Origin of the sequence: Acidovorax sp., from assembly GCF_047607405.1 — a bacterium.
Taxonomy (GTDB): Bacteria; Pseudomonadota; Gammaproteobacteria; order Burkholderiales; family Burkholderiaceae_C; genus Acidovorax.
Window position 1 is genome coordinate 1 of sequence record NZ_JASGDA010000074.1, and the last position, 22,000, is coordinate 22,000.

Consider the following 22,000-nt stretch of genomic DNA (forward strand, 5'->3'; position numbering starts at 1 on the left):
CGGTGGAGATGTTCGAGCGCATCGAGGTGCTGCGCGGCCCGAACGTGCTGCTGTCGGGCATGCCGCCGGCCTCCAGCGTGGCGGGCACCGTCAACATGGTGACCAAGCGCGCGCTGCCGCAGACCGTCGCCGACCTGACGCTGACCTACGGCACGCATTCCTACTTCCAGGCGCATGCCGACGTGGGCAAGCGCTTCGGCGACGAGAAGCGCCTGGGCATCCGCTTCAACGGCGTGTATGGCAACGGCGAGATGGGCGCCAAGGACGAGAAGCAAAAGCGCCAGGTGGGCGCGCTGGCGCTGGACTACCTGGGCGACCGCGCCCGCTTCTCGCTGGACCTGTACAACAGCGTCAACAAGATCGAGAACGGCAGCCCCGGCATGTTCAACTTCACGGGCAACGCGGCGATCCCCGGCGTGGGCTACCTGCTGGCGCCGCCCGACGGCGACACCAATATGTTCCGTGGCACCCACGGCAAGTACGCCAACAGCGGCGCGCTGGCCCGCGCCGAGTTCGACTTCACGCCCCACTGGCAGGGCTACCTGGCGCTGGGCGGCTCCGAGGCCGAGGGCCAGGGCCTGCTGTTCGGCACCCGCGCCATCGTCACCGGCGCGGACGGCACCACGCGCGGCGCCATCTACAACGTACACACCCAATCCGAGCGCCGCACGGCCGAGACGGGCGTGATCGGCAAGTTCGACACCGGCAGCGTGCAGCACCGCCTGCAACTGTCGGCCAACGTGCTCAAGCACAAGGAAGGCTCGTACAACACGGCCTGCAACTACTGCTACACCACCAACATGTACGACCCGGTGACGCCCACCTTCCCGGCTGCGCCCACCTTCGGCACCTACACCACCCAGAACGAGTACCGCTCGCTCGCCATCGCCGACACCATGGGCTTCGCGGGCGAGAAGGTGCTGCTGACCGTGGGCGGGCGCCACCAGACCGTGGCAACCCCCGTGGTCAGCGGCGCGGCATCCAGCTACAGCGAAAGCCGCTTCTCGCCCATGGTCGCCGCCGTGGTGCGCCCCTGGGGCGACAACGTCTCGCTGTTCGGCAACTACACCGAAGGGCTGGAGCCGGGCCAGACCGTGGGCGCGGGCTACGCCAACGCCGGCGAGTCCCTGCCGCCCAGGCAGACCCAGCAGATGGAGCTGGGCGTGAAGCTGCAGACCGGCGCGCTCACGCACACCTTCAGCGCCTATGAGATCAAGCGCCCGTCCTTCGTCACCAACAGCGCCAACTCCCTGGTGGACGACGGCGAGCAGCGCCTGCGCGGCCTGGAGTGGAGCCTGTACGGCCAGGTGGCGCAGACCGTGTCGCTGCTGGGCGGCATCACCCACATCAAGTCCGAGCAGCGCAACACCGGCAAGGACACCTACGGCACGCCCGAATGGCGCGTGCGCATCGGCGCGGACTGGCAGACGCCCGTGCAGGGCCTGAAAGTGGGCGGCCGCGTGATCTACACCGGTGCGCAGTGGGCCAACTCGGCCAACACCCTCCGCGTGCCGTCCTGGCACCGCCTGGACCTGAACGCCAGCTACGCCACCCGGTTCGGCGCCACGCCCGTGCGCTTCAACGCCAGCGTGGAAAACGTGGCCGACAAGAACTACTGGATCGGCACCTTCGCCGACGGCTTCGTGATGCCCGGCGCGGGGCGCACGTTCCGGCTCTCGACCACCATCTCGTTCTGATACCGGCATACGCCACAGACAAAGGGCCCGTCGCATGACGGGCCCTTTTGCTTCTGTTTTGATAGCTGCTTGCGCTTGCTGCATAAGCGCTGGAGGCCAATTTGACTCATATTTTTCGCAAGCCCTGTGCCGCCTTCGCCAAGGCGGTGATGCGCGCCCAGTCGCCCGCGCGCACCGCGTCGGCGGGCGTGAGCCACGAGCCGCCCACGCAGTACACGTTGGGCAGCGCCAGGTAGCCGGGCGCCGTGGCGCTGGTGATGCCGCCCGTGGGGCAGAAGCCCACCCCGCCGAACGGGCTGGCCCACGCCTTGAGCAGCGCAACGCCGCCCACGGCCTCGGCCGGGAACAGCTTGAGGAACGAGAACCCGTCCGCCAGCGCCGCCATGATCTCGCTGGACGTGGCCACGCCGGGCAGCAGCGGCAGGCCCAGCGCCTTGCAGGCCGAACCCACCTCTGGCGTGTAGCCGGGGCTCACGGCAAAGCGCGCCCCGGCCTCGCTGGCACGGCGGGCGTCGTCGGCATGGAGCACCGTGCCCACGCCCACCACGGCCTCGGGCAACTGGCGCGCTATGGCTTCGATGGCGGGCAGCGCGGCGGCGGTGCGCAGCGTCACTTCCAGCACGCGCACGCCGCCTGCCAGCAGGGCCTCGGCCAGTGGCAGCGCGTCTTCCACGCGGTCGATCACGATGACGGGGATCACCGGGCCGTGGCGGGCGATGTCGAGGGGATTCACAGCCATGTGCAGGCTCCCTGTTCGGCGCCGCCCGCATGGCGGCGAAAGTTGTGGAAAAGCTCGCGGCCAAAGCCAGTCTGCGCGGGGTGGCTATAAGGCGCAGGTTCGCGCGCGGCCCATTCGGCCTCATCGACCAGCACGTCCAGCGTGCCCGCCACGGCGTCCACGCGCACCACGTCGCCGTCGCGCACCTTGGCCAGCGGCCCGCCCGCCAGCGCCTCGGGCGTGACGTGGATGGCGGCGGGCACCTTGCCCGACGCGCCGCTCATGCGCCCATCGGTCACCAGCGCCACCCGCAGGCCCTGGTTCTGCAGCACGGCCAGCGGGGGCGTGAGCTTGTGCAGTTCGGGCATGCCGTTGGCCTGCGGCCCCTGGAAGCGCACCACGGCCACCATGTCGCCCTGCAGTTCGCCAGCGGCGAAGGCGGCGAGCAGCGCCTCTTGCGAATCGAACACCCGCGCCGGGGCCTGCACCACGTGGCGATCCTCCGGCACGGCGGACACCTTGATGACGGCGCGCCCCAGCCGCCCCTGCAGCAGCCGCAGCCCGCCCGTGGGCGAGAACGGGCTGCTGGCTGGGCGCAGCACCGACAGGTCGCCCGACACGGTAGGCGCGCCGCGCGCGCCCGAGGCGATGCCGCCCTCGTTCACGCTGCCTGCATCGGTGTGCATCAGGCCGCTGTTCAACAGCTCGCGCAGCACCCACGGCGGGCCGCCCGCCGCCTGGAACTGGTTCACGTCCGCGTCGCCATTCGGATAGACGCGCGCCAGCAGCGGCACGGCGCACGAGAGCTCGTCAAAGTCCGTCCAGTCGATCAGGATGCCCGCGCTGCGCGCCACCGCCACCCAGTGGATCAGGTGGTTGGTGGAGCCGCCGGTCGCCAGCAGGGCCGCCATGGCGTTGACGATGCAGCGCTCGTCCACCAGCCGCCCGATGGGCGTGAAGCGCGGGCCGCGCTGGCCGATGCCGAGCACCGTGCGCACGGCCTGTCGCGTGAAAGCCTCGCGCTCGGCCGAGCCCGGCGGCACGAAGGCCGCGCCGTGTACGTGCAGTCCCATGGCTTCGAGCAGCATCTGGTTGCTGTTGGCCGTGCCGTAGAAGGTGCAGGTGCCGGGGCTGTGGTACGCGGCGGACTCGGCCGCGAGCAGCTCGCCCCGCCCCACCAGGCCCTGCGCGTACTGCTCGCGCACCTGGGCCTTGTCCTTGTTGGGCAGGCCCGAGCCCATGGGCCCGGCGGGCACGAACACGCAGGGCAGGTGCCCGTAATGCAGCGCGCCGATGAGCAGGCCCGGCACGATCTTGTCGCAGATGCCCAGCAGCAGCACACCGTCGAACACGTCGTGCGACAACGCCACCGCCGTCGCCATGGCGATGGTGTCGCGCGAGAACAGCGACAGTTCCATGCCCGGCGTGCCCTGCGTCACGCCGTCGCACATGGCGGGCACGCCGCCCGCCACCTGCGCGGTGGCGCCGTGCCGCGCCGCCTCGTCCTTGATCAGCGCCGGGTAGCCCTGGTACGGCTGGTGGGCCGACAGCATGTCGTTGTAGGCCGTGACGATGCCGATGTGGGGCGCCCTCTCCACCGTCACCTTGAACTTTTCCGCGCCGGGCAGCGCCGCATAGGCATGGGCCAGGTTGGCGCAGCCCATGCGGTCCTGCGGGGGCTTGCGCTGGACCATGGCCTCGACACCGGCCAGGTAGGCGGCCCGCGTCTCGGCACTGCGCTGGGCGATGCGCGCCGTCACGCGCGCCACGACTGAATGCATGGGTGTCTTCCATCGTTGGGCAGGTTCTAGAATGTAACTTGATAACACCACCGGTTCAACCATGCGCCTGCACCGCCTGCCCCTGCCGCCGTCCGAGCTGGGCGAGTCGCCGTTCTGGCACCCGCTGGAACAGTCCCTTTACTGGTGTGACATCCTGGGCCGTGCCATCCACGCCTGGACACCGGCGGACGGCCAGCACCGCCAATGGCCCATGCCCAGCGAGCCCGGCTGCTGCGCCCCCGCGCCCGGCGCAAAAATCGTAATCGGGTTACGTGACGGCTTCTACCTGCTGGACACCGCCACCGGCGCCCTCGCCTGCCTGGCGCTGCTGCCCGCCCCGCACGATGCGCGCACCCTGCGCCTGAACGACGGGCGCTGCGACACGGCGGGCCGCTTCTGGGCGGGCTCCGTGATCACGCCGCGCACCGCGCCCGACGCAGCGCTGTGGCGGCTGGCGGCCAGCGGAAACGGCTACACCGTGCAGCGCATGGCGGGCGACAACTACACGGCCAACGGCCTCGCGTTCAGCCCGGACGAGCGCTTCATGTACTGGGCGAACACGCCGGAGCACCGCATCGACCGCTTCGACTTCGACGCGGCCAGCGGCGCCATCCGCAACCGCCAGCCCTGGGCGCGGTTCAGCCCCAAGGCGCAAGGCCAGCCCTACGGCGGCCGCCCCGACGGCGCGGCGGTGGACGTGGACGGCTGCTACTGGGTGGCGATGTACGAGGGCGGCTGCGTGCTGCGGCTCTCGCCCGGGGGCGAGGTGCTGCAGCGCATCGCCACGCCCGTGCAGTGCCCCACCATGGTATGCCTGGGCGGCGACGACCTGCGCACGCTGTACATCACCTCGGCGCGCGCGGGGCGGCCCGAGCCTGAGGGCGGGCTGTTCAGCACGCGCGTGCAGGCGCCGGGGCTGCCGGTCTGCTTCTTCCGGCTGAACGATGCGTAGCGGTCACTCGACCGTCACGCTCTTGGCGAGGTTTCTGGGCTTGTCCACGTCCGTCCCCCGCGCGCAGGCCGTGTGGTATGCCAGCAGTTGCAGCGGCACCACGTGCAGCAGCGGGCTCAGGGCGCCGTAGTGCTCGGGCATGCGGATCACGTGGATGCCTTCGCTGCTCTCGATGCGCGTGTCGGCATCGGCCAGCACGTAGAGCACGCCGGCGCGGGCGCGCACTTCCTGCATGTTGCTCTTGAGCTTTTCCAGCAGCGCATCGTTGGGCGCGACCGTCACCACGGGCATGCTGCTGGTCACCAGCGCCAGCGGGCCGTGCTTGAGTTCGCCCGCCGGGTACGCCTCGGCGTGGATGTAGCTGATCTCCTTGAGCTTGAGCGCGCCTTCGAGCGCAATGGGGTAGTGCAGGCCCCGGCCCAGGAACAGCGCGTTTTCCATGCGCGCGAAGTCCTCGGCCCAGCTGATGAGCTGCGGCTCCAGCGCCAGCACGGCCTGCAGGGCGACGGGCAGGTGGCGCATGGCTTTCAGGTGCGCGGCTTCCTGCTCCTCGGTCAGGCGGCCCTTGGCTTGCGCCAGCGCCAGCGTCAGCAGGAACAGGCCCGCGAGCTGCGTGGTGAACGCCTTGGTGCTGGCCACGCCGATCTCCACCCCGGCGCGGGTGATGTAGGCCAGCGCGCATTCGCGCACCATGGCGCTGGTGGCGACGTTGCAAATGGTCAGCGTGTGCCGCATGCCCAGGCCCTGCGCGTGGCGCAGCGCGGCCAGGGTGTCGGCCGTCTCGCCCGACTGGCTGATGGTGACGACCAGCGTGCGCGGGTTGGGCACGCTGGTGCGGTAGCGGTATTCGCTGGCCACCTCGACCTGGGTGGGGATGCCCGCGATGTCTTCCAGCCAGTACTTGGCCGTGCAGCCGCTGTAGTAGCTGGTGCCGCAGGCGAGGATGAGCACCGCGTCGATTTCCTTGAACACGCGCCAGGCTGCCGTGCCGTTCGCACCGTCGAACAGCTCGGGCACGATGCCTTCCACGCCTTCCAGCGTGTCGGCAATGGCGCGGGGCTGCTCGAAGATTTCCTTTTGCATGTAGTGGCGGTACGGGCCCAGTTCCGCCGCGCCGCTGTGGGCCTGCACGGTGCGCACGGGGCGTTCGGCCGGGGCCAGCGATTGGCCGCCCGGGCCGACGATCCAGTAGCGGCCCAGTTGCAAGTCCACCAAATCGCCTTCTTCCAGATAGACGATCTGATCGGTCACGCCCGCCAGGGCCATGGCGTCGCTCGCCAGGAAGTGCTCGCCCTGCCCCACGCCCAGGATCAGCGGCGAGCCCGCGCGCGCGCCCACCACGCGGTGCGGTTCGTCCTTGTGCATGACGGCGATGGCGTAGGCGCCGTGCAGTTCGGCCACGGCGGCCTGCACGGCCTCGAACAGGTCGCCGCCGTAGTGGCTGTCCACCAGGTGGGCGATGACCTCGGTGTCGGTCTGGCTCAGAAAGACATAGCCCCGGGCCTGCAGCCTGGCGCGCAGTTCTTCGTGGTTCTCGATGATGCCGTTGTGTACCAGCGCGACGCGCCCGGGCGTACCCGCCGCGTCGCCCGTGCCGTGGCTGAAATGCGGGTGCGCGTTGTGTACCGCCGGCGCGCCGTGCGTGGCCCAGCGCGTGTGGGCGATGCCGGTGGCGCCCTCCACGCGCTCGGTCTGCACCTGCTCCAGCAACTCGGCCACGCGGGCCGTGCTGCGGGCGCGCTGCAGGCCCGCCGGGCCGTGGACCGCGACGCCGCAGGAGTCGTAGCCCCGGTATTCGAGCCGCTGCAGGCCCTGCACGAGGATGGGAACGATGTTGCGCGTGGAGACTGCGCCGACGATGCCGCACATGGGTGTTGCCTTTGTCTGAGGAGAAGGAAGTGGCGCGATGGTAGGCAGGTCGCAAAATAATTTGTGCTTGAAATCCCCATTTTTTTGAACTTAAATTTCATCAATCGTCAATGAAGAAATAAAAGTTCAAAATACTGACTTATATGGAACCAATCACCCTGGACCACACCGACCTGCACCTGCTCAACCTGCTGCAAACCGACGCATCGCAGAGCAACCAGGCCCTGGCCGCGCAGGCGAACGTGTCACCGCCCACCTGCCTGCGCCGCGTGAAGCGGCTGCACGACGCGGGGCTGATCGAGCGGCAGGTCGCCATCCTGCAGCCCGACCGGCTGGCCGCGCTGCAAGGCCATGGCCTGGCCTGCATCGTCGAGGTGTCGCTGGACCGCCAGGGCGCCGAACAGCTCGACGCCTTCGAGGCCCGCGCCGTGGCCGAGCCCGCCGTGCAGCAGTGCTGGCGCGTCTCGCCGGGGCCGGACTTCGTGCTGGTGCTGCACACGCGCGACATGCCGGGCTATCTGGCGCTGTCGCAGCGGCTGTTCACGGGCGATGCCAACGTGCGCAACGTCAAGGCGTTCTTTGCGACGCGGCGGGCGAAATTTGATACAAAACTGCCTCTAGCGCTTGACTGACAAGCGCAGGCAGCTATGAAAAATATAGCAAATTGCCACTTTCTTCTCGGCAGTCTGCTGGATGTGATACCGTAATGACAATGGCTTTACATGAAGTGCCGCAACCCTCGGCACGGAGGCATCACCCATGACAGCACTGACGCGCCAAGCGCTGAACATCCGCATCCGCCCCGAAGACCGCAACCTGATCGACCGCGCAGCCAAGGCACGCGGCAAGAACCGCACCGATTTTGTGCTGGATGCCGCACGCCAGGCCGCCGAGGAGGCTTTGCTCGACCGCGCGCTGGTGGCGGTCAGCCCGCAAGCCTATGCCGCCTTTGTGGCGCGGCTGGACACCCCGCCCCAGCCGAATGAGCGCCTGCGCAAAACGATGCACACCCCCGCGCCATGGGATGCTGCATGACCCTCTCGGCCCCCGTGCCGCTGGCCCCGCAGCACGACGTGGCGGCGTTCGCATCGGGCACGGACAGTCTCGACCAGTGGCTGCAACGCCGCGCTTTGAAAAACCAGGCTACGGGCGCATCGCGCACCTTCGTGGCCTGCGATGCGCAGGGGCGCGTGATGGCGTACTACGCCCTGGCGTCCAGCGCCGTCACCCTGGATGCCGCGCCAGGGCGCTTTCGCCGCAACATGCCCGAACCGATCCCGGTGGTGGTGCTGGCGCGGCTGGCGGTACATCAACCCGTGCAGGGCGCAGGCGTGGGCCGGGCGCTGGTGCGCGATGCGGGTCAGCGCGTGCTTCAAGCGGCCGATGCCATCGGGATTCGCGGAATGATCGTGCATGCCCTGTCGCCCAATGCGCAGGCGTTTTGCGAGCGGCTTGGCTTTGAACCATCGCCGCTCGACCCGATGACGCTGATGGTCACGCTGGCTGATCTACGGGCGGCGGAGTAACTGCAGGCCACTCCACCCGCACGGTGCAGCCCTGGCCGACGGCGGCGTCCGCGCTGATCGTGCCCCCGTGGCGCTCGGCGATGGTGCGGCACAGCGCCAGGCCCGCGCCCACGCCGTCAAAGTCCGACGCGCGGTGCAGGCGCTGGAAGATGCCGAACAGCGCACCCGCGCGCGCCATGTCAAAGCCCGCGCCGTTGTCCGCCACGGTGAACGCCACGCGCCCGGGCGGCGCGGCGTCGGCCTGCACGCGGATGCTGGGCTGCGCGGTGTGCCGGGTGAACTTGGCCGCGTTGTCCAGCAATTGCGCCAGCAGCTCGCGCAGCAGGTCCGGGTCGGCGTGCAGCGTGGGCAGATCGGGGGCGATGTGCGCCACCACGCCAGGCGGCAGCACATCGGCCAGCGGCACCGGCTGCCAGCGCAGCACGGCGCGGCGGGCGCGGCTGATGGCCTGCAGGCCGTCGATCATGCGGCCCATGCGGCGGGCGGACTGGTCCATGGTGGCCAGAAAGCCCAGCGCCTCTTGCAGCGCGGGCGTGGGCGGCGCGTCCTGCAAAGCCTCTTGGACCAGCGCGCCGTAGGACGTGACGTGCCGCAGCGGCGCGCGCAGGTCGTGCGCCACGGCGCGCAGCAGGTCATCGTGGGCGGTGCGCAGGCGCTCCAGTTCGGTCATGTCTTGCTGGGGCGCTTCCAGTTGCCGATGCTCACCTGCCGCCCCCGCGCCACGCCTAAAGCGCCCGGCTCCACGTTCTTGGTGATGGTGCTGCCGCCGCCCACCGTGGCGCCCGCGCCGATGGTGACGGGCGCGACCAGCACGCAGTTGCTGCCCACGTGTACGTCGGCCTCGATCACGGTGCGGTGCTTGTTCGCGCCGTCGTAGTTGGCGGTGATGCTGCCCGCACCGTAGTTCACGCGCTCGCCCACGGTGGCGTCGCCCAGGTAGGCCAGGTGGTTGGCCTTGGCGCCGTCGGCCAGGGTGCTGTTTTTCACTTCCACGAAGTTGCCGATGTGGACCTCGCGCCCCAGTTGCGCGCCGGGGCGCAGGCGGGCGAAGGGGCCGATGAGCGCGCCCTCGCCCACGCTGGCGCCCAGCTTCTCGCCGTCGATGTGCGTGAAGGGGTGGATGACCGCGCCCGCCGCGATGGTGGCGTTGCTGATGCAGCAGTACGCGCCAATGCGCACGCCCTCGCCCAGCGCCACGCGGCCCGTGAAGATGCAGCCCACGTCGATCTCCACGTCCTGCGCGCAGACCAGTTCACCGCGCAGGTCGAACCGCGCCGGGTCGGCCAGGCGCACGCCCTGCTCCATCAGCGCCTGGGCCTGGCGCAGTTGGCAGGCGCGCTCCAGCTCGGCCAGTTGCGCGGGGCTGTTCACGCCCGCGACCTGCACCGCGTCCTGGATGCAGTGGGCGGCGACCGGCACGCCGTCCGCCACGGCCATGGCGACGATGTCGGTCAGGTAGTACTCGCCCTGGGCGTTGTCGTTGGTCAGCCGCGCCAGCCAGCCGCGCAGCAGGCGCGCGGGCACGGCCATGATGCCGCTGTAGACCTCGGCGATGGCGCGCTGGGCCTCGGTGGCGTCCTTGTGTTCCACGATGCCCTGCACCGCGCCGTCCGCGCCGCGCAGGATGCGGCCATAGCCCGTGGGGTCGGGCAGCGTGACGGTGAGCAGCGCCAGCCGCCCGCCGCCGCTGGCGTCCACCAGGGCGCGCAGCGTGTCGGGCCGGGTCAGCGGCACGTCGCCCGACAGCACCACCACCGTGCCGTCGTCGCGCAGGTGCGGCACGGCCTGCTGCACGGCGTGGCCGGTGCCGAGCTGCGGCTCCTGCCGCACGAATTTCAGGTCAAAACCGGCTCCAGCGCTTGCTGGTATTGGAGTAGCAGCTTCTACTTCTGTAGCACCATGGCCCGTGATGACGATGGCGCTGCGCGCGTTCAGGTGCGCGGCCTGGTCCAGCACGTGGTGCAGCAGGGGCCGCCCGGCCAGGCGCTGCAGCACCTTGGGCACGCGGCTTTTCATGCGCGTGCCCTTGCCTGCGGCCATGATGAGGATGTCGAGTGCGGTCATGGAGGGTTCCTGGGGGAGACGGTGGATTGTCGCCCCATCCGTCATCGCGCCTACAGCAGCGGCATCAGCGGCGGCTCCAGTTCGTAGTACTCGGCGATGCGTTCGAGCGCACGCGGGTTGAGCAGGCGCAGCCGCCCGTCCTTGAGTTCGTGCAGCCCCAGCAGCGACAGGCGGCGCAGCGTCTTGTTGGTGTGTACCAGCGACAGGCCCAGCGCGTCGGCGATGTGCTGCTGCGTGAGCGGGAACGCCACGCTGCCCTGGTCGGCCAGGCCCAGGCGGTCCAGGCGCCGGTACAGGTGCAAAAGCAGCATGGCCACGCGCTCGGTGGCGTTGCGGCGGCCCGCAGTCAGCAGGTTGTCGTCCACGTGGCGCTCCTGGTGCGCGGCCAGCCAGGTCACGTCGTAGCCCAGGCGCGGGTGCGCGCGGAACACGGCCCACAGGCTGTCGTGGTGGAAGACGCACAGCGAGCAGTCGGTCAGCGCCTCGACGCCGTGGGCGGAGTCGCCGCCGAACTCCTGCTGCAGCCCGATGAGGTCGCCGGGCAGCAGGAAGTTCAGGATCTGGCGGCGCCCGTCGCTCAAGGTCTTGTAGCGGAAGGCCCAGCCCGTGTAGAGCGTCAGCAGCCGCGTGCTGGCCTGCCCCTCGCGCACCAGCGCGAAGCCTGCGGGCACGGCCACGGCGTCGGCGCGGGCGCCCTCGATGAAGTCCAGCTGCGCGCGCTCCAGCGGCGTGAACGCCCGCGTTCTGCGCAGCCCGCAGGCCCTGCAGGCGGGGGGACAGAAGGCGGGGACGGCGGGGGGAACGGGGGCACTCATGGTGGGCGATTCTAGGGACGCGCCCACGCCCGGCGCGGGCCCTGTTGCGGCCATGCAGCACGCGCATTCCCTATGTCTTTTGACATTGCGGAGCGCCCGCCGCCCGCCTACATTGGCGCCGCTCATGGCATCACTCTCTACCGCGCTCTATGAAGTCCTCTACGTCAGCCAGCTCGCGCCCGGCATGCAGCCCGGCGTGGTGGCCGAGATCGCGGGACCCACGCGCATCGCCAATGCCGCGCTCGACATCACCGGGGTGCTGATCTTCGACGGCCAGCGCTTTTGCCAGCAGCTCGAAGGCCCGCGGAAGGCGGTGCTCAAGCTCGTCGAGCGCATCCGCAACGACGCACGCCACGTGGCCATGGAGGTGGTACACCACGGCCCGCTGCAGGACCGCCGCTTCCGGCAGTTCAGCCTGGCGTTCAGCACGCTGGAAGACGTGGACGCGCTCGCGCGGCTGGAGGCGCTGGACGGTCGCGCGGCGCTGGATGCATTCAGCGCCGTGTGCAGGGATCTGGAGTTCTAGGCACCGGCAGCACCCGCGCGAACCGGGCGATGCCCGCCGCCAGCCGCGCGGTTGGGGCGGGCGCCGCGCGGTGCCAGCGGATGGCGGCCTGGGCGCCTGCGGCATCCCAGGCTTCCACCACGGCGTGCTGGCCGGGCGCGATGGCAAGTCGCTCGCCCGCGTGCAGCACGTGGTCGGCAGTGCCGAGCGTGACCCACACGCGGCCGCTGGCCACGTGCAGCACGCCGTCCTCGCGCGGGCGCAGCGACAGCGCGCTGCCGGGCGCGACCCGCCAGCACCCGGCGGGGGCGGATTGTTGCGATTGCAGAACGCTGCGGATGGTCATGGCGGGCTCCTCGGGGACGGTGGTTGGTGCGTGAATGAAGCGCAATGGTGGCCCCGGCGCCCCGCGCAGTCCAATGAAAACGGGTTACGCTATTCATTCCGCCACCGCATCAATCCAACCCCCATGTCCAGCCCCATCCTCCGCACCCGCCCCGTCGCTGCGGGCCACTGGCGCGCCTTCCTGGCCGTGGCGCGGCATTTGAACTTCCGCGCCGCAGCCGACGAGCTGGCGCTGACCCAATCCGCCGTCAGCCGCCAGATCCAGGCGCTGGAAGACGAAGTGGGCGTGCCGCTGTTCCTGCGCCACACGCGCGCCGTGGAGCTGACCGGCGCGGGCGCGCAGTTGCAGCGCGCCGTGGCGCCCGCGCTGGAACGCATGGACGCCGCCGTGCGCCTGGTGCGCCAGACGGCGGGGCGGCGCAGCGTGGCCATCACCACCTGGGCGAGCTTTGCGTCGATGTGGCTGATCCCGCGCATGGAGGAGTTCCAGCGCGACAACCCGGGCATCGACATCCGTATCGACGCCAGCGACGTGCAGGTGGACCTGGACACGTCGGACGTGGACCTGGCGCTGCGCTACGCCCTGCCCAACGGCGCCACGGGCGGCGGCATGCGGCTGTTCGGCGAGCAACTGGCCGTGGTCGCCAGCCCCTGGCTGCTCAAGAGCAACAGCACGCCCCTGCGCACGCCCGAGGACGTGGCCCAGTTCACGCTGATCGAGGCGGGCGACGCGCACCGCACGCACTACCTGGAACACCTGAGCTGGCGCCGCTGGTTCGACACGCACGGCCTCACCAAGCTGCAGCCCGCGCGCTGGCTGTACTTCAACTACGCGCACCAGATCGCGCAGGCGGCCCTGGCCGGCCAGGGCCTGGCGCTGGCCCGCATGCCGCTGGTGGCGGACGCGCTGGCCCGGGGCGACCTGGTGGAGGTGCTGCCGGGCCACCGCATGGATTCGCCCCTGTCGTACTGGCTGCTGGTGGGGCCGCGCAGCGGCCAGCGGCCCGAGGTGCAGGCGTTCTGCGCCTGGCTGCAGGCGCAGGCCCAGGCCACGCGCGCGGCCATCGGCGATGGCCCGGCGTGATTGGATGCTTCTGTTTTAATAGCTACCTGCGCTTGCAGGATAAGCGCTGGAGGCCCATTTGACCACTATTCCGCGAGGGTGATGCGCGCGAACTTGCGCTTGCCCACCTGCACCACGTAGGTGCCTGCGGCCAGCTTCAGCCCTTTGTCGCTGACCGCGCCGCCATCCACGCGCACGCCGCCGCCGTCGATCAGGCGGCCCGCCTCGCTGGTCGAGGGCGCGAGGTTGGCCTGCTTCAGAACAGCGGCAATGCCCAGCGGCGCGCCGCCGATCTGCACTTCAGGGATTTCATCCGGCACGCCGCCCTTGCTGCGGTGGATGAAGTCCTGCTCCGCCGCCTCGGCAGCAGCCGCGCTGTGAAAGCGCGTGGTGATCTCCTTGGCCAGCATCACCTTGGCGTCCTTGGGGTTGCGCCCGCCCGCCACCTCGGCCTTGAGCGCTGCGATCTCGGCCAGGCTCTTGAACGACAGCAGGGTGAACCAGTCCCACATCAGCGTGTCGCTGATCGACAGCACCTTGGCGAACATGGTGTTCGCGTCCTCGGTGATGCCGATGTAGTTGTTCTTGGACTTGGACATCTTGTCCACGCCGTCCAGCCCCACCAGCAGCGGCATGGTCAGGATGCACTGCGGCTCCTGGCCGTATTCCTGCTGCAGGTGGCGGCCCATGAGCAGGTTGAACTTCTGGTCGGTGCCGCCCAACTCCAGGTCGCTTTTCAGCGCCACGGAGTCGTAGCCCTGCATCAGCGGGTACAGGAACTCATGCACGCTGATCGACTGGCCGGTGGAAAAGCGCTTGTGGAAGTCGTCGCGCTCCATCATGCGCGCCACGGTGTACTTGGCGGCGAGCTGGATCATGCCCGCCGCGCCCAGCGGCTCGCTCCACTCGCTGTTGTAGCGAATCTCGGTGCGCGCCGGGTCCAGCACCAGGCTGGCCTGTCGGTAGTACGTCTCGGCATTGGCCTTGATCTGCTCGGGCGTGAGCGGCGGGCGCGTGCTGTTGCGCCCCGACGGGTCGCCGATCAGGCTGGTGAAGTCGCCGATCAAAAAGATCACCTGGTGCCCCAGGTCCTGCAGCTGGCGCATCTTGTTGAGCACGACCGTGTGGCCGATGTGGATGTCCGGCGCCGTGGGGTCCAAACCGAGCTTGATGCGCAGCGGCTGGCCCGTGGCCTCGGCGCGCTGGAGCTTCTTCACCCACTCGTCGCGGGGCAGCAGCTCGTCGGCACCGCGCAGCGACACTTCGAGCGCCCGTCCTACATCATCCGACATCGAGATTGTTGTAACAGCAGATTGATTCATAAGGGTTTTGGGGGATGTCCATACAGCGTGCGCCGCTATACTCCAGCCCACACTTGCCTAGGCGGATTCTAGTGGGCCACCCCACCGGCCCGCCGCCACAGACACCGACCGCCCGCGTCTCCACAGCCTTGCCCCGCCAGCGCGCGCAGCGGGGGAGCGCCCTGGGGGCCGCACACACATTGGGGATAGACCATTGATTCACGGCTTGACCACCGCCAGTGCCGCTCTGCTTGACCGGCTGTCCCAGACGATCCAGAAACACCCTCGCCGCATCGCCGCCGCCGTGGCCGCCGTGCTGCTGACGGGCGGCGGCGGCGCCTTCGCCGTGGCCTCGCTCGCGCCCGACGCCGCCGACATGCCCGTGCGCACGGTGAGCTACCCGGTCGAATCGCTGGCCACCAACCTGCTGCCGGGCCAGTTCGACACCCCCGGCTTCTCGCTGTACCGCTCGGAGCAACTGCGCAGCAGCGACACCCCCGAATCCCTGTTCCAGCGCCTGGGTGTGGCCGACCCCGCCGCCGCCGCCTTCCTGCGCAGCGACGCCCTGGTGCGCCAGCACGTGCTGGGCCGCAGCAGCCGCAGCGTGACGGTCGAGACCACCGACGGCCACCAACTGATCCGCCTGACCGCGCGCTGGGTGGCCGACGACAGCGGCAACTTCCGCCGCCTGGTCGTGGAGCGCCAAGGCGACGCCCAGTTCGCCTCGCGCCTGGAAACCGCCCGGTTGACCACCGGCGCGCGCCTGGCGGGCGGCGTCATCCAAAGCTCGCTGTTCGCGGCGACGGACGCATCCAACATCCCCGACGCCGTGGCCGTGCAGATGGCCGAGCTGTTCTCGGGCAGCATCGACTTTCGCCGCTCGCTGCGCAAGGGCGACCGCTTCTCGGTGGTCTATGAGACGCGCGAGGCCGACGGCGAGCCGCTGTCCACGGGCCGCGTGCTGAGCGCCGAGTTCGTCAACGGCGGCAAGACACACCAGGCCCTGTGGTTCCAGGAGTCCGCCGCCAGCAAGGGCGCGTACTACACCCTCGACGGCGAAAGCATGCGCCGCGCCTACCTCGCCTCGCCGGTCGAGTTCTCGCGCGTGACCAGCGGCTTCAAGATGCGCATGCACCCCATTTTGCAAACCTGGCGCGCCCACCTGGGCACCGACTTCGCCGCGCCCACGGGCACGGCAGTGCGCACCGTGGGTGACGGCGTGGTGGAGTTCGCCGGCGTGCAGAACGGCTACGGCAACGTGGTCTTCGTCAAGCACCGCAACCAGCACGTCACCGTCTATGCCCACCTGAGCCGCATCGACGTGCGCCAGGGCCAGTCGGTCGAGCAAGGCCAGACGTTGGGCGCCGTGGGCTCCACCGGCTGGGCCACGGGGCCGCACCTGCACTTCGAGTTCCGCGTGAACGGCGTACACCAGGACCCGATGGGCATCGTGGCGTCCAGCGAAGCCGGTGCGCCCATCTCGGCCGCCGCCCGCCCGGCGTTCGAGCGCCTGGCCGCGAACATGCGCGTGCAGCTCTCCGCCGCCGCATCCATTGAGCAGGCCAGCGCGGAGTAAAGAAAAGAAGCCCGGCCCGTGTCAGAGCTGTACATCGGCCTGATGTCGGGCACCTCGCTCGACGGCATCGACGGGGTGCTGGCCGATTTCTCCGGCCCCCGCATGCGGGTCACGCACCATGCCAGCGCGCCCTTCGCGCCAGAACTGCGCGCCGAACTGCTGGCGCTCAACACCCCGGACGGCAACGAACTGCACCGCGCCGCCCTGGCAGGCAACGCGCTGTCGCGGGCCTACGCCGAGGTAGTACGTGCCCTGCTGGCGCGCAGCGGCCAGCCAGCAGCCGCCATCCGCGCCATCGGCGCGCACGGGCAGACCGTGCGCCACCGCCCGCAGGAATTCGACGGCACAGGCTACACCCTGCAACTGGGCAACCCCGCGCTGCTGGCGGAGTTGACGGGCATCACCACGGTGGCGGACTTTCGCAGCCGCGACGTGGCTGCGGGCGGCCAGGGTGCGCCGCTGGTGCCCGCCTTTCACCAGGGCGTGTTCGGCAGAGCGGGCGAAACCGTGCTGGTGCTCAACATCGGCGGCATCTCCAACCTCAGCGTGCTGGGTGCCGATGGCTGCGTGCTGGGCTTCGACTGCGGCCCCGGCAACGCCCTCATGGACCACTGGTGCCAGCAGCACACGGGCCAGCCCTACGACGCGGGCGGCGCCTGGGCCGCCACCGGCCAGGTGCTGCCGGGCCTGCTGGCCGCGATGCTGGCCGAGCCCTTTCTGCACAAGCCGCCGCCCAAGAGCACGGGGCGCGACCTGTTCAACCCCGGCTGGCTTTCCAGCCATCTTCAGCGCTGCGAACCGGCCCGGCCTGAAGACGTGCAGGCTACATTGGTCGAATTGACCTCTAGCGCTTGTGCAGCAAGTGCGAGCAGCTATCAAAAGAATAGTATGACGTTGGCCGTGTGCGGCGGCGGTGCGCTCAACACTTACCTCATGGCACGGCTGCAGGCGGCCTGCCCCGCGCTGCGGGTGACGGCCACCGACGCCTTGGGCCTGCCTGCGCTGCAGGTCGAGGCCGCAGCGTTCGCCTGGCTGGCGCGGCAAACGCTGTGCGGACTGCCGGGCAACCTGCCCAGCGTCACGGGCGCCGCAGGCCCCCGGGTGCTGGGCGCGGTCTATCCGCCCAACCCAACGCCAGCGGGATGAATCAAAAAGAAAACCGCCCGAAGGCGGCTTGCAGGATGCCGTTGCAGGCTCAAGCCGAAAAGCTGGAGCCGCAGCCGCAGGTGGTGGTGGCGTTGGGGTTCTTGATGACGAACTGCGCGCCCTGCAGGTCTTCCTTGTAGTCGATCTCGGCACCCACGAGGTACTGGTAGCTCATGGCGTCGATGAGCAGCGACACGCCGTTCTTGGTCATGGTCGTGTCGTCCTCGTTGGTGATCTCGTCGAAGGTAAAGCCGTACTGGAAGCCCGAGCAGCCGCCGCCCTGCACGAACACGCGCAGCTTCAGGTCGGGGTTGCCCTCTTCGGCGATCAGGTCCGCCACCTTGGCAGCCGCGCTGTCGGTGAACAGAATGGGGGCGGGCATTTCTTCGGTGGTGGTGACGTTTTCGGCGACTGCGCTCATGGGGGAATCCTTCGGGTTCAGGGTTTGCGGGGAATGGTACTGCAGACGCCCCGCGAATTCAGTCACTGGCCGTTTGACGCCAGTTTCAGTGGGGGCTTTGGGTCCACCAGCACGGCGGTCGGGCACATCTGGCCCGCGATCACGGCGCCCTGGTGCATCTCCAGCGCCTTGTAGTGGACGTTGCCGGTGATCCTGGCCTTGGGCTGCAGCTCCAGCACCTCGGCGGCATGCACGGGGCCGACCACCTCGCCGCTGACGATGACGTGATCGGCATGCACGGCACCCTCGACCCGGGCGCTCTCGGAGATCACGAGAATGCTGGGCTGGTCTGCGGCGGCGCGGATGTCGCCCACCACTTCGCCGTCGATGCGCATGCCTTCGGCGAAATGCACCTGCCCCTCGATCCGGGTGCCCTGCGCGACCAGGCTCTTGATGGGGGGCTGCTTCTTGCGGGAAAACATAGGGCTGACTCCTCTGGATATTTATCTGTTCATTCGATGGCCATGGCCTGCGATGCACGCACCGCCGTGCCTTCGAGCACGCGGGCGGTCACGGTCTTGACCACGGCACCGGGCGGTAGATCGAGCACGCCCTCCATCCGCCGGTACTGCTTGAACTGCAGCGGCTGGCCCTGCGGCGGCTGGGTCTGCGTCCAGGGGCGGCCGTCCTGGGTACCCGTGAGCACCAGTTCCAGCCGTCCGCTGAACTCGGGGGCGTTGCGCTGGGCCTGGATCACCAGCACCTGCCAGCGCAGCTGCATGCCCGCCAGCACCTCGGCCTGCAGGCCACGGATCGCCAGGCCGTCCGTCTTGGCGACCGGGATCAGTTTCTCGAAAAAGCCCAGGTCTTCGCGCAGGCTGCGGTTGTCCGCCTCCAGTTGCCGCACCTGCGCCATCAATCGCTCCTTGGCGGCACGCTCGGCCACCAGCAGGCTCTCGGCGGAGCTGGCCACGTTCTGCTGCCCCCGGCCCTCGTCCTTGAGCCGCGCCAGTTCCGCGCGCAGCCGCAGCAGTTCGTCGCGCGAGACGGAGTCCAGGCCGGCGATCGACTTGCCGAACTCGAAGGCCCACAGCGCGACGGCCGCGCAAAAACCCAGCACCACCGCCAGCACCAGCCAGCGCACCGGCCAGGGCAAGGCGCTGCGCACCGCCACGCGCGGCGCGCTGATGGTCAGGCGGCGGCGCAGCAGGCGAAGGCGCATGGCTTCAAAGGGCGAAAGAACATACTGTGTGGATCACGGAAAAAGAGCGCACCATAACGAAAAAACCGCCCGGAGGCGGTTTTTGTCTGTAACGCAATTGAACAAGCTTAACGCTTGGAGAACTGCTTGGCACGGCGTGCGGAGTGCAGACCGACCTTCTTGCGCTCGACTTCACGCGCATCGCGCGTCACGAAGCCAGCCTGGCTCAACACGGACTTCAGCGTTGCGTCGTAGTCGATCAGGGCACGGGTGATGCCGTGGCGGGCTGCGCCTGCCTGGCCGGATTCACCGCCGCCGTGGACGTTGATCTGGATGTCGAAGGTTTCGACATGGTTGGTCAGCACCAGGGGCTGCTTGGCAATCATGATCGAGGTTTCGCGACCGAAGTAGGACTGGATGTCCTTGCCGTTCACCGTGATCTTGCCGGAGCCTTTTTTCAGAAACACGCGGGCGACGCTGGATTTGCGACGGCCGGTGCCATTGTTCCATTCACCAATCATCTCAAGGCTCCTTAGATTGCAAGCAGCTTGGGCTGCTGCGCGGTGTGGGGATGCTCTGCACCGCCGTACACCTTGAGTTTCTTGATCATCGCGTAGCCGAGGGGGCCCTTGGGCAGCATGCCCTTGACGGCCTTCTCCAGCGCGCGGCCGGGGTGCTTGGCTTGCAGATCGCGGAAGTTCGTCGCCGTGATGCCGCCGGGGTAGCCCGAATGGCGGTAGTACACCTTGTCCAGGGACTTGGTGCCGGTGACCTTGAGCTTGGCTGCGTTGATGATGACGATGAAATCGCCGGTATCGACGTGAGGCGTGTAAATGGCCTTGTGTTTGCCGCGCAGACGGAGAGCAACTTCGCTGGCTACTCGTCCGAGGACCTTGTCGGTCGCGTCAATCACAAACCACTCGTGGACGACCTCAGCGGGCTTTGCGCTGAAAGTGGACATGAGTTTCTCTTTTCTTCAAGAGGGGTTTGGCGGTCCTTTTCCACGGTCGGTGCTTTTCTGGTGAAAGCCTCTTAGGTGGCGTTGAGTGCTTCGCCGCGGGACCAAAACGCTGCGAAGCCGACGATTATACGAAGTTACCGACCCAGGCGGCAAGCCCGGTCAGTTGAGGCCCTGGCGGCGGCGCTGCTCCTCGGCCTCGTACTTGCGGCGGTTTTCCACACAGATGGGTTGGCTGGCCTGTGCGGGCTTTTGGCATTCCTGGTGGATGCACATGGGCCGCACAAGGAAACTGGCGTCCGCGCAGACCTCCTGCGGGGACGGCAAGCGGGGAGCCACAGGGCGGGCCTTGGGCTCGGCCACCACGGGCGGCGGCGGGGGCGGCGGCGGCTCCTCGTGGACCGCTGCGGGCGCGGGCGGGGATTCGGTCACCACGCGCTTGGCGGGCGGTACCCGGGGCGCGGGGCGCGGCACCGACGCCGTGGCATACGCTGGATCGGGCGGCGCGGATGCCGCGCTGGTCGGCGCGTCGGCAACAACCGCCACGGGCGCGGGCGCGCTGGCGGCAGGCTCCGGCGGCACTGCTGCTTGCGCTGCGGAGGCCGGGGCCTGCGGCTCGGCCAGTTCCGTGATGATGTCGTCGTCCTGTGCCGCCTTGCCGCCCTGCGCCCAGCGCAGCCCTGCGCCCGCAGCCACCACCGCGAAGGCCGCCACGGCGAACCAGGCTGCCATCGGCACGCGTTTCTTGCCCGACTTGGCGGACTTGGCGGGCGGGCTGCGGCGACTCCCGCTCCCCACCGTGCCGTTGGCGGTGCTTCGCGCCTGCACGCGGCGGCTCTCCAGCTCCGGCTCCTGGTGGTGCTCGGAGTCATCGAATGCCACGGTGTCGCCCGCATCCTCCGCCACGGTGTCCGGACCGGCCATCATCACCGTGTCGCCGCCAAGGTCCACGGGTTCGGGGGCATCCGGCGCAGTGCCGTCCTGCATCGCCGCTGACAGCGGCACCGAGGTCAAATCGACCAGCGGCGTGACGAAGCCCTGGCCCTGCCCGCCGTCCGGCTCGACCCAGATGCTCCCCAGGTCCGCCCGGAAGTCGAAGTGCTCGACCCCTTCCGGCGGCGTGGTCATGTCCATGAGCTGCAGGAAGGCGTCGATGTTCTGCGGCCGGTCCTCGGGCCTGAGCGACAGCGACTGCGAAATGGCCGTGACGAAGGACGCCGAATACTCGACGCCGAACTGGCGCTTGACCGTGCGCGCCACGCGCGAGAACGGCACCATGCGGTCGCGGATGGAGCGCAGCGTGGCGGGCAGCGGCGTATCGTTGCACAGGCAGCCATGCACCACGGCGGCCAGCGAGTACAGGTCGCTCCACGGGCCCTGGCGCAGTTCCTCGTCGCCGTCGGAATACTGCTCGATGGGCGCGTAGTTCACCTTCAGCACCGCCGTGTGCTTGCGGTCCTGGTCGTTGATGGCGTGCCGCGCAGCGCCCAGGTCCAGCAGCACGGGCGGGCCGTTGTCCTGCAGAAAGATGTTGTCGGGCGAGATGTCGCGGTGCAGCGTCTTGCCGTCGTGCAGCACGCGCAGGGCGCCCAGCACGGACCACAGCAGCTTGCGCAGCCAGGCCTCGGGCGGGGGCGTGCGCATCTGGGCGCGGGCCTGCTTGAAGGTCATGCCGGTGTACAGCGGCATGACCATGTAGGCGGTGCCGTTGGCCTCCCAGAAGCGGAAGACCTTGACCAGCGAGGGATGGTCGAACTGCGCCAGCAGGCGCGCCTCGCCCACGAAGGAGTCCAGCCCGGCCTGGAAGGTCTGCTGGTCCGACGAGGAGCGCACCCACAGCGACTGCCCCTGCGCGCGGCCCGCCAGCGCCGAGGGCATGTATTCCTTGATGGCCACGGGCCGGTGCAGGGAATGGTCGAAAGCCTTATAGACCATGCCGAAGCCGCCCACGCCGAGCAGCGCCAGGATCTCGAACTCGGCGAGGCGGGCGCCCACAGGCAGCGCATCCATGTGGCTGATGCCTGGGGAAGAAGCTGGACTGGGGCTGGCGGTCATGGTGCAAAAAAACGCTGGGCGTGCGGGA

Annotated in this window: 23 protein-coding genes; 9 read left to right on the forward strand and 14 right to left on the reverse strand. The window is 69.2% G+C overall.

Annotated elements, in window-relative coordinates:
• On the forward strand, positions 1 to 1,697 hold a 1,697-nt coding region (locus QM569_RS08500), incomplete at its 5' end, for a TonB-dependent receptor (protein WP_414986799.1).
• 106 nt (positions 1,698 to 1,803) lie between these two features.
• Here QM569_RS08500 and eda read toward each other — a convergent pair.
• Positions 1,804 to 2,436, reverse strand: coding sequence for a bifunctional 4-hydroxy-2-oxoglutarate aldolase/2-dehydro-3-deoxy-phosphogluconate aldolase (gene eda / locus QM569_RS08505; protein WP_414986800.1), 633 nt, complete (start codon positions 2,434 to 2,436; stop codon positions 1,804 to 1,806).
• Positions 2,427 to 4,196, reverse strand: coding sequence for a phosphogluconate dehydratase (gene edd / locus QM569_RS08510; RefSeq protein WP_414986801.1), 1,770 nt, complete (start codon positions 4,194 to 4,196; stop codon positions 2,427 to 2,429). Before edd ends, eda begins: the two co-directional genes overlap by 10 nt.
• Before the next feature lie 61 nt (positions 4,197 to 4,257).
• Between edd and QM569_RS08515 the strand changes: the two genes are divergently transcribed.
• On the forward strand, positions 4,258 to 5,148 hold the full coding sequence (locus tag QM569_RS08515) for an SMP-30/gluconolactonase/LRE family protein (protein WP_414986802.1): 891 nt from the start codon (positions 4,258 to 4,260) through the stop codon (positions 5,146 to 5,148).
• A gap of 3 nt (positions 5,149 to 5,151) precedes the next feature.
• On the opposite strand, the gene glmS is transcribed toward QM569_RS08515, so the two are convergent.
• A complete protein-coding gene (glmS, locus tag QM569_RS08520; RefSeq protein WP_414986803.1) occupies positions 5,152 to 7,017 on the reverse strand; it encodes a glutamine--fructose-6-phosphate transaminase (isomerizing) in 1,866 nt (621 codons plus the stop codon).
• Positions 7,018 to 7,160: 143 nt separating this feature from the next.
• On the opposite strand from glmS, the gene QM569_RS08525 reads away from it, so the two are divergent.
• From QM569_RS08525 to QM569_RS08535, 3 genes are all read left to right on the forward strand, one after another.
• Positions 7,161 to 7,649 carry an Lrp/AsnC family transcriptional regulator gene (locus QM569_RS08525; protein ID WP_414986804.1) on the forward strand — a complete coding sequence of 163 codons (489 nt, stop codon included), beginning with the start codon at positions 7,161 to 7,163 and terminating at the stop codon, positions 7,647 to 7,649.
• 127 nt (positions 7,650 to 7,776) lie between these two features.
• The gene (locus QM569_RS08530; RefSeq protein WP_414986805.1) at positions 7,777 to 8,052 is read left to right on the forward strand and encodes a DUF1778 domain-containing protein; all 276 of its coding nucleotides are present in this window, start codon (positions 7,777 to 7,779) and stop codon (positions 8,050 to 8,052) included.
• A complete protein-coding gene (locus QM569_RS08535) occupies positions 8,049 to 8,543 on the forward strand; it encodes a GNAT family N-acetyltransferase (protein WP_414986806.1) in 495 nt (164 codons plus the stop codon). The genes QM569_RS08530 and QM569_RS08535 overlap by 4 nt, the downstream gene beginning before the upstream one ends.
• Here QM569_RS08535 and QM569_RS08540 read toward each other — a convergent pair.
• Genes QM569_RS08540 through QM569_RS08550 form a run of 3 tightly spaced genes read right to left on the reverse strand, consistent with a single transcriptional unit; the run spans position 8,512 to position 11,422 of the window.
• Positions 8,512 to 9,213 (reverse strand): sensor histidine kinase, encoded by a 702-nt coding sequence (locus QM569_RS08540; protein WP_414986807.1) that lies wholly within the window; start codon positions 9,211 to 9,213, stop codon positions 8,512 to 8,514. The two genes, QM569_RS08535 and QM569_RS08540, sit on opposite strands and share 32 nt — an antisense overlap.
• Positions 9,210 to 10,607, reverse strand: a complete 1,398-nt coding sequence (gene glmU, locus QM569_RS08545) for a bifunctional UDP-N-acetylglucosamine diphosphorylase/glucosamine-1-phosphate N-acetyltransferase GlmU (RefSeq protein WP_414986808.1) — start codon at positions 10,605 to 10,607, stop codon at positions 9,210 to 9,212. Before glmU ends, QM569_RS08540 begins: the two co-directional genes overlap by 4 nt.
• A 50-nt stretch (positions 10,608 to 10,657) precedes the next feature.
• Positions 10,658 to 11,422 (reverse strand): Crp/Fnr family transcriptional regulator, encoded by a 765-nt coding sequence (locus QM569_RS08550; RefSeq protein ID WP_414986809.1) that lies wholly within the window; start codon positions 11,420 to 11,422, stop codon positions 10,658 to 10,660.
• 124 nt (positions 11,423 to 11,546) lie between these two features.
• Between QM569_RS08550 and QM569_RS08555 the strand changes: the two genes are divergently transcribed.
• Positions 11,547 to 11,948 (forward strand): BLUF domain-containing protein, encoded by a 402-nt coding sequence (locus tag QM569_RS08555; RefSeq protein ID WP_414986810.1) that lies wholly within the window; start codon positions 11,547 to 11,549, stop codon positions 11,946 to 11,948.
• Here the strand turns inward: QM569_RS08555 and QM569_RS08560 are convergent.
• Positions 11,917 to 12,273, reverse strand: coding sequence for a DUF2917 domain-containing protein (locus QM569_RS08560; RefSeq protein WP_414986811.1), 357 nt, complete (start codon positions 12,271 to 12,273; stop codon positions 11,917 to 11,919). The genes QM569_RS08555 and QM569_RS08560 overlap by 32 nt on opposite strands.
• A gap of 123 nt (positions 12,274 to 12,396) precedes the next feature.
• On the opposite strand from QM569_RS08560, the gene QM569_RS08565 reads away from it, so the two are divergent.
• Positions 12,397 to 13,356, forward strand: a complete 960-nt coding sequence (locus QM569_RS08565) for a LysR substrate-binding domain-containing protein (protein ID WP_414986812.1) — start codon at positions 12,397 to 12,399, stop codon at positions 13,354 to 13,356.
• A gap of 65 nt (positions 13,357 to 13,421) precedes the next feature.
• Here QM569_RS08565 and tyrS read toward each other — a convergent pair whose 3' ends face one another.
• Entirely contained in the window at positions 13,422 to 14,657 is a 1,236-nt protein-coding gene (gene tyrS / locus QM569_RS08570; protein WP_414986813.1) for a tyrosine--tRNA ligase, read from the reverse strand.
• 193 nt (positions 14,658 to 14,850) lie between these two features.
• On the opposite strand from tyrS, the gene QM569_RS08575 reads away from it, so the two are divergent.
• The gene (locus QM569_RS08575; protein WP_414986814.1) at positions 14,851 to 16,212 is read left to right on the forward strand and encodes a peptidoglycan DD-metalloendopeptidase family protein; all 1,362 of its coding nucleotides are present in this window, start codon (positions 14,851 to 14,853) and stop codon (positions 16,210 to 16,212) included.
• 18 nt (positions 16,213 to 16,230) lie between these two features.
• Complete coding sequence (locus tag QM569_RS08580) at positions 16,231 to 17,358, forward strand: anhydro-N-acetylmuramic acid kinase (protein WP_414986815.1); 1,128 nt, start codon at positions 16,231 to 16,233, stop codon at positions 17,356 to 17,358.
• A 49-nt stretch (positions 17,359 to 17,407) separates the two neighbouring features.
• On the opposite strand, the gene erpA is transcribed toward QM569_RS08580, so the two are convergent.
• The 6 genes from erpA to QM569_RS08610 all read right to left on the reverse strand — a co-directional run bounded on the left by erpA (position 17,408) and on the right by QM569_RS08610 (position 21,972).
• On the reverse strand, positions 17,408 to 17,779 hold the full coding sequence (gene erpA, locus QM569_RS08585; RefSeq protein WP_414986816.1) for an iron-sulfur cluster insertion protein ErpA: 372 nt from the start codon (positions 17,777 to 17,779) through the stop codon (positions 17,408 to 17,410).
• A 62-nt stretch (positions 17,780 to 17,841) separates the two neighbouring features.
• Positions 17,842 to 18,240 (reverse strand): bactofilin family protein, encoded by a 399-nt coding sequence (locus QM569_RS08590; RefSeq protein ID WP_414986817.1) that lies wholly within the window; start codon positions 18,238 to 18,240, stop codon positions 17,842 to 17,844.
• 29 nt (positions 18,241 to 18,269) lie between these two features.
• Positions 18,270 to 18,980 carry a DUF6776 family protein gene (locus QM569_RS08595; RefSeq protein WP_414986818.1) on the reverse strand — a complete coding sequence of 237 codons (711 nt, stop codon included), beginning with the start codon at positions 18,978 to 18,980 and terminating at the stop codon, positions 18,270 to 18,272.
• A 107-nt stretch (positions 18,981 to 19,087) separates the two neighbouring features.
• Positions 19,088 to 19,480 (reverse strand): 30S ribosomal protein S9, encoded by a 393-nt coding sequence (gene rpsI / locus QM569_RS08600; RefSeq protein ID WP_414986819.1) that lies wholly within the window; start codon positions 19,478 to 19,480, stop codon positions 19,088 to 19,090.
• 11 nt (positions 19,481 to 19,491) lie between these two features.
• A complete protein-coding gene (gene rplM / locus QM569_RS08605) occupies positions 19,492 to 19,920 on the reverse strand; it encodes a 50S ribosomal protein L13 (protein WP_414986820.1) in 429 nt (142 codons plus the stop codon).
• A 159-nt stretch (positions 19,921 to 20,079) separates the two neighbouring features.
• The gene (locus QM569_RS08610; RefSeq protein ID WP_414986821.1) at positions 20,080 to 21,972 is read right to left on the reverse strand and encodes a serine/threonine protein kinase; all 1,893 of its coding nucleotides are present in this window, start codon (positions 21,970 to 21,972) and stop codon (positions 20,080 to 20,082) included.
• Between the last annotated feature and the right edge of the window lie 28 nt (positions 21,973 to 22,000).